The sequence below is a fragment of the Robiginitalea marina genome, from assembly GCF_024006985.1.
In the GTDB taxonomy this organism is placed as follows: Bacteria; Bacteroidota; Bacteroidia; order Flavobacteriales; family Flavobacteriaceae; genus Robiginitalea; species Robiginitalea marina.
This window is the reverse complement of record NZ_JAMXIB010000003.1, coordinates 131,116-143,928: the sequence shown is the minus strand read 5'-3', so window position 1 is coordinate 143,928 and position 12,813 is coordinate 131,116. Positions and strand designations below refer to the sequence as shown.

The window sequence follows — 12,813 nt, the reverse complement described above, 5'->3', positions numbered from 1 at the left end:
TAATTAAACAATACAACTCAAAAAACTACCTCAGAGGTTCGCCAGTTCCGGCTCCTCATGTTCGTGTCCATGCCCGTGATCGTGCTCCTCGGATGCAAATCCGAAGTACAGGGCGGATAGCATGGTGAAAATATAGGCCTGCAGAAGGGCAACCAGCACCTCGATCAGGGAGATCGCAAAACTAAGGCCGAAGGACAGGGGCCCTCCCACCCAGCTCTTGAAGATAAAGATCAGGCCGATCAGGCTCATCAGCACCACGTGGCCCGCGGTCATGTTCGCATACAAACGGATCAGCAGCGCAAAAGGCTTGATAAAAATCCCCAGGATTTCGATGGGGACCAAAATGATGTAAATAATGAGTTTCCCAAACCAGGGCATCCCGTCACCGAGGGGGTCGAGGATGTGCTTCCAGTAGTCCCGGGTGCCCGTAAAGTTGGTGACCAGAAAAACGATCAGGGCCAGGGCCGTGGTTACGGCAATATTCCCGGTTACATTCACTCCCAGGGGGGTAAGGCCGAACATATTCAGGAACCAGATAAAGAAGAAAACCGTGAGCAGCAGGGGCATATACCGGCTGTATTTCTTTTCCCCGATGTTGGGGATGGCGATATCATCGCGGATATAGAGGACAATAGGCTCAAAAAACTTCCCAATGCCCATGGGGATGCCGTTGTTTTTACCGTAGTTCCTGGCCATGCCTGTAAACAGCCAGAACAGGAGCAGGCCGGTTACCAGCATCATCACCACATTCTTGGTGATCGAGAAGTCCAAAGGCTTTTGGTTTACGGGGTGTTGGTCTTCATCGTACCGAATGGTCCCCCCGGCATCCGTCTTATAAATTTTGCTGTGGTATAGGCGGTAATAATTTCCTCCGACCTCAGCCACGGTTTCCCCGTGATGGAAGCGGGCGGAAGAAAAGACCTTAAGACCGTTATCCCAGAGGATTACCGGCAGGGGGAAGCCCCAGTGCACTACCTCTCCCGAGGCATCGGTATAAGAGGCGATGCTGAAATCGTGGGAATCCTGGAGGTGGTGTGCAATATACTCCCTGATTTCCTCCTTGGTCCCCTGAGGACCCCCGGTTTCCCCGGAAGATTCTTTGGCGAATAAAACAGGCCCTAAACTAAAGAGGATAACAGCCAGGAAATTACTCACAAGGGATGTTCGCATGATCGTCGAAGCTAGGGGTCTCTAAAATCGGTGCAAATGTAAGTTATTCCCCAAAAAAGAAAAAAGCATTTAGACTTTATTTTTAGGCTCTTCCGGCGCGTCACGGAGGGGGGCTTCCTTTTCCAGATTTCGGAGCAGCAGGGAAGCAAAACCCGTCTCCAGAAACAAGGCCAGGGCATAGGGGACAAAAAAACTGCCGAATTCGGCCCGGCTTATATCCCCGTCGGAAGTAAAGGCAGGGTAGAAAAGAAGGAAAAAAAGCAGGAATTTCAGAAAACTCCCCCCCATAAAAAGAAATCCGATCTGGGCCTTCATCCGGTGGCGGAGGGCAAAGATCCCCCAGATAATGGCAAAGGCCAGCAGCAGGTTCACGGCATAGCTGGAAACCAGCATATCCCCGTGCCATGCATCCCCGTTCGCCGTCCGGAACCAGGCGTGAACGGCAAGGGAAATCCCCAGGACCCCCAGCAGGACCCCAAGATAACGAAGGAGGAAACCCCGGTTTTTCATTTTGAATTCAGTCGCTTCAGCTGACTGAGCACGACCCAGAGCGAAATCGCCACCCCCAAAATAGTACAGGCGGCAGTAAATAGGCGTTTCTCGGTCTGATACCGCTCATCCAGCCACATTCCTGCCTGGGCTGCCCCGTAGATGATCACCCCCATTTCGATGGCGATGCCAGAGAGGGCGGCCGCCCTTAACAACAGATTGTCCTTCTTCTTATCCGGCGGCTCTGACACGTTCTGCTGCTTTTGGGGTTCCCGACTGGCCCTGCTCCCCCGGACCCGGTGCCCCGGGTTCTCCGGGTCGGCCCTTGCCCTTCATGGTACAGGAAGCATTAAAGGCTGCCCCTGGCTCCACGGAAAGCTTCGCCACAGAAACCGTCCCTTCAATCACGGCAGAGCTTTTGAGCGACAACAGGTCAGAAACCAGCAACTCCCCATTGAAGCTTCCCTCAATATCGGCATTCACGCATTCCACCTTCCCATGGATGTATCCATCCTTTCCGATGACTACTTTTCCGGAAGTTTTCAGGTTTCCATCGAGTTTCCCATCGATGCGGAAATCCGCTTCTGAAATAATATCTCCCTTTATTTTGGTGTGTTTCTCAATCCGGTTGGGCTGTCCTCCTGGTTCATTCATAGCTTTTGGTTTTTTGTTCTCTGAAAACATGGTAGATCAGGGTTTTGGGGGTTGCAACTGGCGGCGGTACTCCTCCAGGTTTTTATGGACCTGGACCACCTTATAGTTAGTGGATAAAATTACAAAATTATCAAGGCTTATCCGGTAATCGCGGTTGTTTTTAAGAAGTTCCACGTATCCCCTGGCATAATCCATGGAAGGAAAACCGTGCACCACTACAAACTCCTGCTCCAGGTCGTAGATGTCGAGGGAAACTGTATTGGAATACCTAAGGTCTTTCAGGGAGCCTTCCAGCCGCTTCTTAAGTTCCAGGGCGTTCTGGTGCTTTTGCCGCTTTATCGGAAAGACGACTTTCCAGTTCCCCGTACCCGGTGCACCGGTGGCCTGGGAGAACTCCCGGCTCTCCAGTTTTGGGATTTGCTCATCGATGATGGTCCGTGCGGTAGCGCCTTCGGGGCTGTTCGGATAATTCAGGGCAATATAGTTCAGTGCCTCGCGATAGGGCTCAAACCCCTGCAACCTTCCAATGGCACTGGCCTTGAGCAGTTCGAGTTTCGGCACCACGGGATCGCCGGAAAACTGGTTGATGCGCGCTTCGGTCCCGGTGATCACCTCCAGGTAGCGCTGATCCCGATACGCGGCAAAAAGTTCGGCATACAGGGTTTCAGGGCTGTTTTCCAGGGCCGACAGCGCAATGCCGGGGTTGGAAAGAAGGGCTGCATACCGGGAATCGGGATGGTTCTGCACGATATCGCGCTTCATGGATTCCTCAAGGGGGCTCCCCACCTCCTGGTAGATTTTGTAAAGGTTGTATTTGGAGGGCAACACCAGCCGTTCTTCCGGATCAGACTCCAGTACCCGCTCCAGCCGGGAGGCGGCAAGCATGGGCTCCCTGAACTTTTCCTTGTAGATCAGACCAAGCTGGTAATTTGCAAAGTTGCGGGCGTTACGCAGGCTGTCAATCACCTGCGGGTCGTCCGGGACCCGGCTGAGGTACCAGTCGAGGTTAAACTCCTGTCCCTCTTCGGGCGTTTCGGCCTGGGCCCCCGCCAGGTCGGGCTCCCCATCGGCCTCCGTAAGGATCCTGGCACGGGAACTCCACCGCCAGTTATCTTCGAGTTCCCGCTCGCCCCAGCGCGTCCTGAATTCGGTTTTTCCGTAACCCAGGCTGGTTATGTTATAGAAATAGAACTTCCCCTGGTTTTCCCGCCCGCCCCGGGTTTGCGCAAATCCTTCAAGCCCTGCCCGGGCCTGCTGTTCCTTTTTCTGGGCTTCCGCCTGGGCCAGGGCCCTGAGGGAGTCGATCCGGGCCTGGAAATAGCGCTGCCGCGCTTCCGGGGGCATGGCATACAGGGTAAGGACGCTATCGGAGTACCTTACCGCTTCCTCATATTGGATAACGTCATCGAGGTTTTCCCGCTTTTTCCGAACACTGCGAAACGCCCGATCCGTTTCGGCCAGGTTCAGCAGGACGCTGTCGTAATAAGCCCCTGCCTTCCGGTACTCGTTCCGGTCAAAATAGTATTCGGCCAGGTCCCCGTAATTCAGGGAATTCAGGTAGGGCGTCTCCCGGGTGGCGCGAAGCGAGCGGTTGTAATTGAGCAGGGCCAAACTGTCTGACCCCGTTTTCCGGTGGAACTCGGCAAGTTGCCTGTAGATCTTATCGAGAAACGGCCTGTTCTCCCGGTCTTCTTCCAGTTCCGTCAGGTACTCGAGCAGGGCGTCCTGGCGCTCCGGGGTAATTTCCGTATTCTGGATTTTCTGCAGGTGGGCGTTTATGAGGTAAACCCTTGGGATTTTCCGGTTCAGGGCGATTACCTGATCAAAGGCGAGGTTGGCGCTATCGGAATGCTCCCTCCTGTTGTAGAGTTGCCCCAGGATAAAAAGGTAACGCCCTTTTTCTTCCACTTTACGGGTATAGGCAGCGGCGGCTTTCAGGTTGCGGGTCGCCGTGTCCAGGGCCTTGAGGTTAATGTGGGCCTGGGCCATTACCGCCCGGGCATCGGCATATTCCTGGTCCCGAAGGGATTCATACTTGAAGAGGTTGTTCAGGTTTTTAAGGGCGAGTTCTTCGTACCCCAGCCGCAGGTGGGTCTTTTCCCTCCATATGCGCGCCTCATTCAGCCTGTTGCTCGTTTCGAACTTGCGCAGGATGTAGTTGAACGCCTCCAGGGCCGGGATGTAGCGTTCATCAAAATAGCGGGCCTTGCCCAGCAGGAGGAAGGCCTCATCGGTCTGTGGGTTCTTCTCCACATTCTCGATATCCATGCTGTGTTTTTGGATGGCCTTGGTGGCCTTTTCCTCGGCGCGGACAAAATTCGGGTTGTTCTCCTCGGAATCGAGCTTTATGTCCCCTGTAACCTGCAACCGCTCTACGGGCAGGATTTCCCAGTAATTGTCGCGGTACTGTTGCCTCAACTGCTCCCGGCCTTCTTCAAAAGCCAGGTTCCCGTTATAGAGCACATTGTATTTGGTGTTCAGGGAATGCCAGTTCCGGTTCACGAAGGCGTCCTTCTTGGTGGAACACCCCCCAAAAAGCAACCAAAGCGACCCCAGGCAAGGAAGTAAATAAAAGCGAAGCTTCAAGATTCCCGTATTCTGTAGTAGTCTAAACTACAAATCAGGGGTTTTAGTATGCTGCGGGCATCCAAAAAATGCCTCCCGGAGCCCGGTGTTGCTTTCTTCCGGATCCATTCGCAGTACCTCCGGCGCCCGGGGACGACCCGGACGTTATCCCCCAAAAAACGCTTCGAGTTCTTTCAGGGTCTCCGGGGTAGTTTCAATATCCCTGACCACACGCCCTTTTTCAAGGACTACAATTCGCTCGCAAACCTCGGTGACATGCAGCAGGTCATGGCTGGAAACCAGGACGGTAACCTCCCTTTTTCCGGCCATTTCCCGCAGGATTTTTTTCAGGCGGATCTGGGTGGTGGGGTCGAGGTTGGCAAAAGGTTCGTCAAGGATCAGGACTTCCGGGTTTCCGATAAAGGAGGCCGTGATCCCCACTTTCTTCTGGTTGCCTTTGGAAAGGTCCCTCAGGAATTTTTTCTGGCCCAGGATTTCCCCGTGGAAAAAATCCTGAAACCCTTCCAGGAGGGCATCCACATCGGCACGCGATTGCCCCCTGAGCTCTCCGATAAAATAGAAATACTCCTCAGGGGTGAGGTAGCCTATCAGGAAGCTCTCATCGATAAAGGCGGAGGTAAAGGGCTTCCAGGCCTCACTGGTGCGCACCTCAACGCCGTTATTCTCTATACTTCCCGTGGTGGGCTGTATCAAGTCGAGCAGGAGGCTGAAAAAAGTGGTCTTGCCCGCCCCGTTGTTCCCAACGAGCCCAAAGCTCTGCCCCTTTGGGATAGTAAGCCCTGGGAGGTCAAGGACGGTTTGCGCCCCGTATTTTTTGGTAAGTTCTGTTGCTCTGATCATCGTATAGGGTTTAGGCCGCCTTTTCCCTGTAGGCAGCAAGGGTCTTGTATTTTTCCTTTTTATAGATTGTTTCGATCCGCTTGAAAACGATATCCTTAAATCCAAATCCGGCGATGCCGGCCAGGGCCACCATCAGGTATCCGGCGGTTTCGTTCCATAACCAGTCGCCCACCCAGAATACGACCAGGGGGAGGACCAGTTTGGGGATTGTCAGCAGCAGGGTTTTTCCGTTAAAGGCCTGGCTGTCCCCAAATGCCTTTTTGTTGCTGGTCAGGTCGATCGGGGTTTTGATATAAGCCCCGCCCCAAAGCACCAGGTAGGAGTTCACCCCTATATTGTACACTGCCCCCACCACCACAGCGAGGTACGCCTGCCACCCGAAATACAAATAAAAAGCTGACAACAGGGTACTGACCAGGGTAGCCATCACAATGAGGTACCATTTGGAGGTGAGGTATTCCCGGTACCGGATGTTCTGGCTCATCATCAGGGGGTAATAGGCACTGTCCCAACTGGGCACAAATTGCCCGAAGGTAAACAGGAACCCACCGGAAACGAATATCCCGGCGAACACCCTCCAGACCGTGGCTTCATAAACCTCCAGCGATCCTGTGAAAAAAAGGAGCCCGTAAAGCAAAAATATAACGCTCGTTATGACAGTAGTGCGTGACCTTTTGTTTCTCCGGATGAGTTTTATGTCGTTCTTCAGGAAGGTCCCAAGGTTCCCAAAACGGTTCAGCCAGGTGTAGTCCTCGGTTTTTGCCGTGGTTTTTTGCATTTCCAGGCCCGCATCGAGGTACATGTGCCGCCTGAAATACCGGTAAGACGCCCAGCAGACGTAGGCCAGCAGTCCCCAGGGCAGTACTGCCGTCCAGGGGAAATCGTAAAGTGCGTCGAAGAGGGGCGAGGTGTATTCCGTGACGTCGAACCAGCCATAATATTGGGAAACCCCAAGTAGGGCAAGCACCAGGAGCATGGGGTAAAAAATCCGGTCCTGGTTGTTCACCATGATGTTCAGGAAATTGTTTACATAGAACAGGGCCATGATGCCAAGGTGCCATGCAATGACCGACAGGGGGGCATACCCCTGGGCAATCAGCACAATGGAAAAGGGCAAAAAGAAAAACGCGTGGCTCCAGTTAAAGAACGACAGGGCGGTTTTACCCAGGGAAAACCGGACCACCTGGGATTTCTTCATGGGAAGGTATAAAAGCGGCCTGATGTTCATAACCGGCATCTTCTGGAGCATATACCGCATATAGAGGTCCATGACCAGGTAGTAGAACAAAAACCGGTTGACCACCCTCAGGGGGTCCCCCAGGCCGGCATCATCGATAAAAAAATAGGCGCCTACCCCCAGGGCCAGGAAAACGGCCATGAAATAAAGCGCGAAAAACCCCATCAGGATCTTGATCCAGAGGTTGGCGGCAAAGGAGGAAGACCGCACAAAGGACTTCCACTGCAAGCGTATAAAGTGTTTGAACATGGCTGGTTTCTAATGTTCCCCTCGTCGTAAGTAGCGAAGATCGGTATTTTGTTACAACTTTTTCAATCCCCCGCAGCCCTGTTCTCATTCCCGAAGCTTTCCGTAGTTTTGCAAAAAAATTGAAGTATGTCTCAGTTTCACTCCCTGCAGGTTTCTGCGGTAAATAAACTCACCCCCTGTTCCGTTGCCATCAGCTTTCGTATCCCTGAGTCGCTCCAGGAGGCTTTTTCCTTCAAAGCCGGCCAATACGTAACGGTAAGGATGCACAAGGATGGCAAAGAAGTTCGAAGGGCATATTCCATTGCCTCCATGCCCGGTCAAAAGGAACTGACCATTGGCGTGAAAAAGGTGGAAGGCGGTTCTTTTTCAGTATATGCCAATGAGGTGCTCAAAGCAGGGGATTCCCTGGAAGTGATGGCCCCTGAAGGCCGGTTTGTATTTGAGCCGCGGGAAAGGGCACAGGACCTTGTTGCCTTCGTCGCCGGCAGCGGGATTACCCCTTTGATGAGTATCATAAGGACCGCCCTAAAGGAACATCCCGACACGCGTATAGTACTGGTTTACGGCAATCAGAGCAAGGAAGAAACGATGTTTTACGCAGCCCTGCAGGAATTGAAAGCGAAATACACGGATCGGTTGACCATCCACTACCTGTTTAGCCGAAGCCAGGAGGAAGAGGGCAGTTTTGGGCGGATTGACAGGAGTATTGTCAATTTCATCACCCGCAACAAACACAAAGACCTCGATCCGGACCGGTTTTACCTGTGCGGCCCCCTGGCCATGATTGAAACGGTGGCCGAAACGCTTAAGGAAAACGGGGTTGCCGAAGACCGGATTTCCCATGAGCTCTTCACCGAGCCCCAGGGGGGAGATCCGGTAACCGTAGGCCTGGAGGGCGTCACCCATTTGGAAGTCACCCTCGACGACATGGTTCACCAACTCGACATGGACCAGAAATCCCTAATTCTGAATGCCGTGCTCAAGGCTAAAATCGATGCCCCGTACAGCTGCCAGGGCGGGGTGTGCAGTACCTGCATTGCCCGGGTTACGGAGGGTTCCGCTGAGATGGTCAAAAACCAGATCCTGACCGAAAGCGAAATCGCGGAAGGCCTGATCCTCACCTGCCAGGCCCATCCAACCTCCCCCATGCTGAAAATAGACTACGACGACGTATAGCCGCCCGAATCCAGTACCCGGCAGGAATGGTCATAACCGATCTGAAAGGCTTTTTCCATCCCCTTTTTGTCGAGGACCCCAATTTTTTCGAGCTCCAGGGGTTCAAACACCAGGTCGCACCCCTTTATTTTCTGCCGGTTGATGGCATAGATCATCAGGGCCGTGGTGCGGTTGGCCAGCTGGAAGGAGGAACGGATATCAGAACGGCCCACCTCCTTTACCACGGAAACATTGCTTCCAAGAATAAAGGTTGCGTGCTCCTTTATGGGTTCCAGGGGAAAGTTGTTCATGATGCCCCCATCGGCATACAAGCCCGATTCCATTTCCACCGGGCTGAAAATAGGGGGCAGGGCTGCTGAGGCAAGAAGGGCCGGTATGAGCGGGCCCTTGTGGAAAATGGCTTCCCGGCCCGCCAACAAATCGGTGGCAACCACAAATAAGGGTTTCCCGAGCGATTCAAAGGAATTGTGGGGCCAGTACTCCATAAACACTTCAAAGTACCGATCGGTATCTAAGAGGCCGGGCTTGTTCAGGCTGAAGAAATTATACCGGAATAACGGGGTCTCCCTGAAAAACGCCATCATTTCCCCGCTATCCCGACCCCCGGCGTAGAGAGCCCCAACCAGGGCGCCCACACTGGTCCCGGAAATCCAATGGGGGTAGATGCCCCGTTCCCCAAGGGCTTTGAGTAGCCCGATATGGGCCATTCCCCGAACCCCTCCCCCGGAAAGGACAATCCCCATTTTACTGCTTTCAGGAACCTTTACCATACCCCTTGTCTTCCTTGCGGGTTAGCCGTGCGGGCCCCTGACCACTTCGGCAGCCATGGTCGGGCCCTGTTGTACGCAGGGTTAAGTTATGGATTTATCCAAAAACCCGGACATCCTTCTTTTGCATCCCCGCAGGATCTCCTATGCCCCCTCCTGCAGCACAAAAGCCACCCTCTTCCGCATGCCCTTTTTACGAAAAACCACCCCGAATCCCGTCTGTAAATCCGACTGCGTAGTCGGTACAGGTTTAAAATAAGGGTTTGTAAGGGGGTAGTAGTGCATTTCATCGAAAGATCGGCTGTAAAGAACCTTTGTTTTTCAGGTAGCTCATGCAGATACGGCCCCTGAAACCGACCCGGGGGTCGGTTTGTTAAACGGGTGGAAAAACTGTTAAAATTTCATCCATTTGTAAGCCTCTTTGGGCGAAGTCGACTTTTTGAATGTATTTTAACCTGACCAAAATCAAATCAATTCCCATTTTGAACACCAGTCCGGCGGCCATTCTGGTTTTTGCGCAAAGTGCCCACCTCGATGCTGCCCAAAAGGGATTGCGGGGCAGCGAAGCGCTGTTTGACCAACTTACCCGCCAGACCCTCAGGAAAGCAAGACAAACCGGGTTACCCTGTTTCCATGTGGGAGAAAACGAACAACAAGGGGAAACCTTTGCCTTACGGCTATATCATGCCATGGACTCCGTTTTCAGGCAAGGGTTCGACCGCCTGGTCGTCATTGGCAACGATAGTCCTGACCTCCTGACCGAAACCCTCCTTCAGGCCGCTGCTGCCATCGGCCCTGCCAAGGCTGTTTTGGGCCCTTCGGGTGACGGGGGGGTTTATTTGATCGGGATACACCGCACTGCGTGTTCTCCTGAAGTGTTCCTTCAACTGCCCTGGCAGCAGGAAGACCTGTTTGAGCACATGGTTCACTGGTTAGGTGAGGCCGGAAACCATCCCCCGGTAATTCTGGCCCCGAGGATGGACCTGGACACCCTGAGCGACCTGAGGAACTGGGTGGGCACCTCCTCTATCCCCGGATCGCTGCTAAAACAACTGGCAAAGGGTCTTTCCAAATTAATTGGCGGCATTATTGCCCCCCGCACCCCGGCCTGTGCCCCGGGCTACGCCCTTTTGCCTTGCAATAAAGGGTCCCCCGTACGTTAACCCCCCTCCTTCTTTTTTCGTTTCCCATTTTCGGTTGGCACCCTGGGATACCGCCCGGTTTTTATTCAATTTCCGGTTTATAAAATATTTCCTGTGCCTTTTATCATTGATGCTGCAGTCGGGACCTGGCCCCGGTATTTACCTGAATGTTCCCGACAAAAAAAGAAATACGAACGCCTACCTTCAGGTATGGCAGGAACGCAATACTAACAAAGAACCTTTAAAAATAAAGATTATGGAATCCAATTATTACGACCCGGCCGACCTTAGGAAATTCGGGAAAATCACCGAATGGAGTGAAGACCTGGGAAAAAAGTTTTTCGAATACTACGGAAAGGTTTTTGAAGAAGGCGCCCTGAGCGCCCGTGAAAAGTCGCTTATCGCCCTTGCCGTAGCACATGTGGTAAAGTGCCCTTACTGCATTGACGCCTACACCAAAGACGGCCTGCAAAGGGGCATTACCAAAGAAGAAATGATGGAGGCGGTACACACCGGGGCCGCAATTGAAAGCGGGGCTACCCTGGTTCATGCCGTTCAAATGATGAACAAGTACAACAAATTGTCGATGTAACAACCCGGGGCCTGAACCCCGGGGTTAAAAACCAAGGAATGGCAACAAAATCTTTGAAAGGCAGGCAAAAGGACCTGGCTGAAACCAACAGGCAACTGGAAATCCTGAGCGGGGGCCCCTTTGAAACGGGGGAACTCCCCTATTTCCGGGACAAACTGGAAGAAAGCCGTCAGGCGCCGCTCCGGCCGCGCAAACTGGAAATCCTGCAAATCAACCTGGGGTATATGTGCAACCAGGTGTGCGAACACTGCCACGTAGACGCGGGGCCTGACCGGAAAGAGATCATGACCCGGGAGACTATGGAGCAGTGCCTCGACGTGATCCGCAAAACTGAGGCGCACACCCTCGACCTCACCGGGGGGGCGCCGGAGATGAACCCCGATTTCCGCTGGTTTGTGGAAGAGGCTTCAAAAGCAGGGGTGGCGGACTTTATTGTCCGGTCAAACCTCACCATTATCCGCGCCAACAAAAAGTACCATGACCTGCCCGAATTTTTTGCGCGCCATAACGTACACGTCGTTTCCTCCCTGCCCCACTATACCCGTGGGAAAACCGACAAACAAAGGGGAGACGGGGTTTTTGACAAATCGATTGAAGCCCTTCGCGCCCTGAACCAGGTGGGGTACGGGATGCCGGGGAGCCCCCTGAAGCTCGATTTGGTCTACAATCCTTCGGGGGCCTTCCTGCCCGCCGACCAGGATTCCCTGGAACGCGATTTCAAAAAAGCCCTCAAAGACGATTTCGGAATTTCCTTCCATCATTTGTTCACCATTACCAACCTGCCCATCGCCCGGTTCCTCGACTACCTCATCGCCTCTGAGAACTACGAGGACTATATGACCGCCCTGGTGGACGCCTACAACCCGGAGGCGGTAAAAAACGTGATGTGTACCAATACGCTTTCGGTCAGTTGGGACGGATGGCTTTATGACTGCGATTTCAACCAGATGCTGGGCCTGAAAGTGGCCAGCAAAGTAAAGCACATCGCAGACTACCGGGAAGACGTTTTGCAGGACCGGGAAATCGTAATTTCCCAGCATTGCTACGGGTGCACCGCCGGTGCCGGGAGCAGTTGCCAGGGCGCCGTGGCCTGAAGCCCCAGGCGTTTTATCCGTTAAATAACACCCTTAAACCGACCAGGCGGTCGGTTTTTTTATCGGCATTCCAAAGCAGGGTCCTGAATTTTGCCGTTTGTCGATTTTTTGCAGCCTTTATCCCCCGGAATCCACCAGGAGGCCCACTTCGCGGTTTTAGATAATAGACCCGACGGTCTGATTGCATAAAAACAACATCCCATGGAAAAAAGCTTAAAACGAATGGCCACCCTGCACCGGATCCAGATGAAAGGCCTTGAATTGTTCTATTCAAAAGGGTATGACCATACCAGCCTTGACGATATCCTGAAAGCGCTGGACCTTTCCAAAGGCGCCTTCTACTACCACTTCCAGTCCAAGGAGGACCTGATGATCAGCATCGCCGAGAATGTGCTTTTCCGAAAGGTATACAGCATGCTGATTGAACCCCTTGAAGGGCAGTCCGACCCGTTCCTGGCCATTGAACGATGCCTGGGGGATGCCCTGGAAACGGCTGAAAACAATGAGCTGGACTTCGGCTGCGTCCTTGGCAATTTCAGGAACCAGTTCGTGGGCCGCAATGCCGCCATTACAAAACGCCTCGACGACATTTATAAGGTATGGGAAGTGAACCTGGTAAGCCTGCTCCAGAAGGGGAAATCCGACGGGTACCTTCCCCGCCACCTCGACAGCGAGGGCATAGCCACCTTTGTAATGTCCTCCTACTTCGGGGTCCGGTCGCTGATGGCCAGCGGCAATGGGAGGATGCTCCGGTACCAGTATATGCAGCAATTGCACGCCTATTTCAGGGCGATGGTGGCAAGCCCTGTGGGCTAGG

The 12,813-nt window shown here is 53.3% G+C and carries 13 protein-coding genes; 5 read left to right on the top strand and 8 right to left on the bottom strand.

Annotated features, from left to right (window positions below; translation table 11 throughout):
- Positions 1–30: 30 nt before the first annotated feature.
- The 7 genes from atpB to NG653_RS05250 form a co-directional block, all read right to left on the bottom strand.
- Positions 31–1,170: a F0F1 ATP synthase subunit A gene (atpB, locus tag NG653_RS05280; protein WP_252740636.1), complete on the bottom strand. Its 1,140-nt coding sequence runs from the start codon at positions 1,168–1,170 to the stop codon at positions 31–33.
- Positions 1,171–1,239: 69 nt separating this feature from the next.
- Positions 1,240–1,680: a DUF6168 family protein gene (locus NG653_RS05275; RefSeq protein WP_252740635.1), complete on the bottom strand. Its 441-nt coding sequence runs from the start codon at positions 1,678–1,680 to the stop codon at positions 1,240–1,242.
- Positions 1,677–1,910: an AtpZ/AtpI family protein gene (locus tag NG653_RS05270; RefSeq protein ID WP_252740634.1), complete on the bottom strand. Its 234-nt coding sequence runs from the start codon at positions 1,908–1,910 to the stop codon at positions 1,677–1,679. The genes NG653_RS05275 and NG653_RS05270 overlap by 4 nt, the downstream gene beginning before the upstream one ends.
- Positions 1,891–2,343 carry a bactofilin family protein gene (locus tag NG653_RS05265; RefSeq protein ID WP_252740633.1) on the bottom strand — a complete coding sequence of 151 codons (453 nt, stop codon included), beginning with the start codon at positions 2,341–2,343 and terminating at the stop codon, positions 1,891–1,893. The genes NG653_RS05270 and NG653_RS05265 overlap by 20 nt, the downstream gene beginning before the upstream one ends.
- Positions 2,344–2,349: 6 nt before the next feature.
- Entirely contained in the window at positions 2,350–4,899 is a 2,550-nt protein-coding gene (gene porW, locus NG653_RS05260) for a type IX secretion system periplasmic lipoprotein PorW/SprE (protein WP_252740632.1), read from the bottom strand.
- Positions 4,900–5,043: 144 nt separating this feature from the next.
- Positions 5,044–5,739, bottom strand: a complete 696-nt coding sequence (locus NG653_RS05255; protein ID WP_252740631.1) for an ABC transporter ATP-binding protein — start codon at positions 5,737–5,739, stop codon at positions 5,044–5,046.
- 10 nt (positions 5,740–5,749) lie between these two features.
- Complete coding sequence (locus NG653_RS05250; RefSeq protein ID WP_252740630.1) at positions 5,750–7,225, bottom strand: DUF5687 family protein; 1,476 nt, start codon at positions 7,223–7,225, stop codon at positions 5,750–5,752.
- 126 nt (positions 7,226–7,351) lie between these two features.
- Between NG653_RS05250 and NG653_RS05245 the strand changes: the two genes are divergently transcribed.
- Positions 7,352–8,401, top strand: coding sequence for a ferredoxin--NADP reductase (locus NG653_RS05245; RefSeq protein ID WP_252740629.1), 1,050 nt, complete (start codon positions 7,352–7,354; stop codon positions 8,399–8,401).
- Here NG653_RS05245 and NG653_RS05240 read toward each other — a convergent pair.
- On the bottom strand, positions 8,386–9,171 hold the full coding sequence (locus tag NG653_RS05240) for a patatin-like phospholipase family protein (RefSeq protein ID WP_252740628.1): 786 nt from the start codon (positions 9,169–9,171) through the stop codon (positions 8,386–8,388). The two genes, NG653_RS05245 and NG653_RS05240, sit on opposite strands and share 16 nt — an antisense overlap.
- A gap of 479 nt (positions 9,172–9,650) precedes the next feature.
- On the opposite strand from NG653_RS05240, the gene NG653_RS05235 reads away from it, so the two are divergent.
- From NG653_RS05235 to NG653_RS05220, 4 genes are all read left to right on the top strand, one after another.
- Entirely contained in the window at positions 9,651–10,331 is a 681-nt protein-coding gene (locus NG653_RS05235; RefSeq protein WP_252740627.1) for a TIGR04282 family arsenosugar biosynthesis glycosyltransferase, read from the top strand.
- Positions 10,332–10,566: 235 nt separating this feature from the next.
- On the top strand, positions 10,567–10,902 hold the full coding sequence (locus NG653_RS05230; protein ID WP_252740626.1) for an arsenosugar biosynthesis-associated peroxidase-like protein: 336 nt from the start codon (positions 10,567–10,569) through the stop codon (positions 10,900–10,902).
- A gap of 38 nt (positions 10,903–10,940) precedes the next feature.
- Complete coding sequence (arsS, locus tag NG653_RS05225) at positions 10,941–11,996, top strand: arsenosugar biosynthesis radical SAM (seleno)protein ArsS (RefSeq protein ID WP_252740625.1); 1,056 nt, start codon at positions 10,941–10,943, stop codon at positions 11,994–11,996.
- A gap of 201 nt (positions 11,997–12,197) precedes the next feature.
- Positions 12,198–12,812, top strand: coding sequence for a TetR/AcrR family transcriptional regulator (locus NG653_RS05220; RefSeq protein WP_252740624.1), 615 nt, complete (start codon positions 12,198–12,200; stop codon positions 12,810–12,812).
- The last annotated feature ends 1 nt before the right edge of the window (position 12,813 follow it).

Excerpts from the sequence above, each read along its gene's own strand:
- NG653_RS05220 (WP_252740624.1), top strand. The coding sequence starts at position 12,198 with ATGGAAAAAAGCTTAAAACGAATGGCCACCCTGCACCGGATCCAGATG.
- NG653_RS05250 (WP_252740630.1), bottom strand. The coding sequence starts at position 7,225 with ATGTTCAAACACTTTATACGCTTGCAGTGGAAGTCCTTTGTGCGGTCT.
- NG653_RS05230 (WP_252740626.1), top strand. The coding sequence starts at position 10,567 with ATGGAATCCAATTATTACGACCCGGCCGACCTTAGGAAATTCGGGAAA.
- NG653_RS05255 (WP_252740631.1), bottom strand. The coding sequence starts at position 5,739 with ATGATCAGAGCAACAGAACTTACCAAAAAATACGGGGCGCAAACCGTC.
- NG653_RS05265 (WP_252740633.1), bottom strand. The coding sequence starts at position 2,343 with ATGTTTTCAGAGAACAAAAAACCAAAAGCTATGAATGAACCAGGAGGA.
- NG653_RS05275 (WP_252740635.1), bottom strand. The coding sequence starts at position 1,680 with ATGAAAAACCGGGGTTTCCTCCTTCGTTATCTTGGGGTCCTGCTGGGG.
- atpB (WP_252740636.1), bottom strand. The coding sequence starts at position 1,170 with ATGCGAACATCCCTTGTGAGTAATTTCCTGGCTGTTATCCTCTTTAGT.
- NG653_RS05245 (WP_252740629.1), top strand. The coding sequence starts at position 7,352 with ATGTCTCAGTTTCACTCCCTGCAGGTTTCTGCGGTAAATAAACTCACC.
- arsS (WP_252740625.1), top strand. The coding sequence starts at position 10,941 with ATGGCAACAAAATCTTTGAAAGGCAGGCAAAAGGACCTGGCTGAAACC.
- NG653_RS05240 (WP_252740628.1), bottom strand. The coding sequence starts at position 9,171 with ATGGTAAAGGTTCCTGAAAGCAGTAAAATGGGGATTGTCCTTTCCGGG.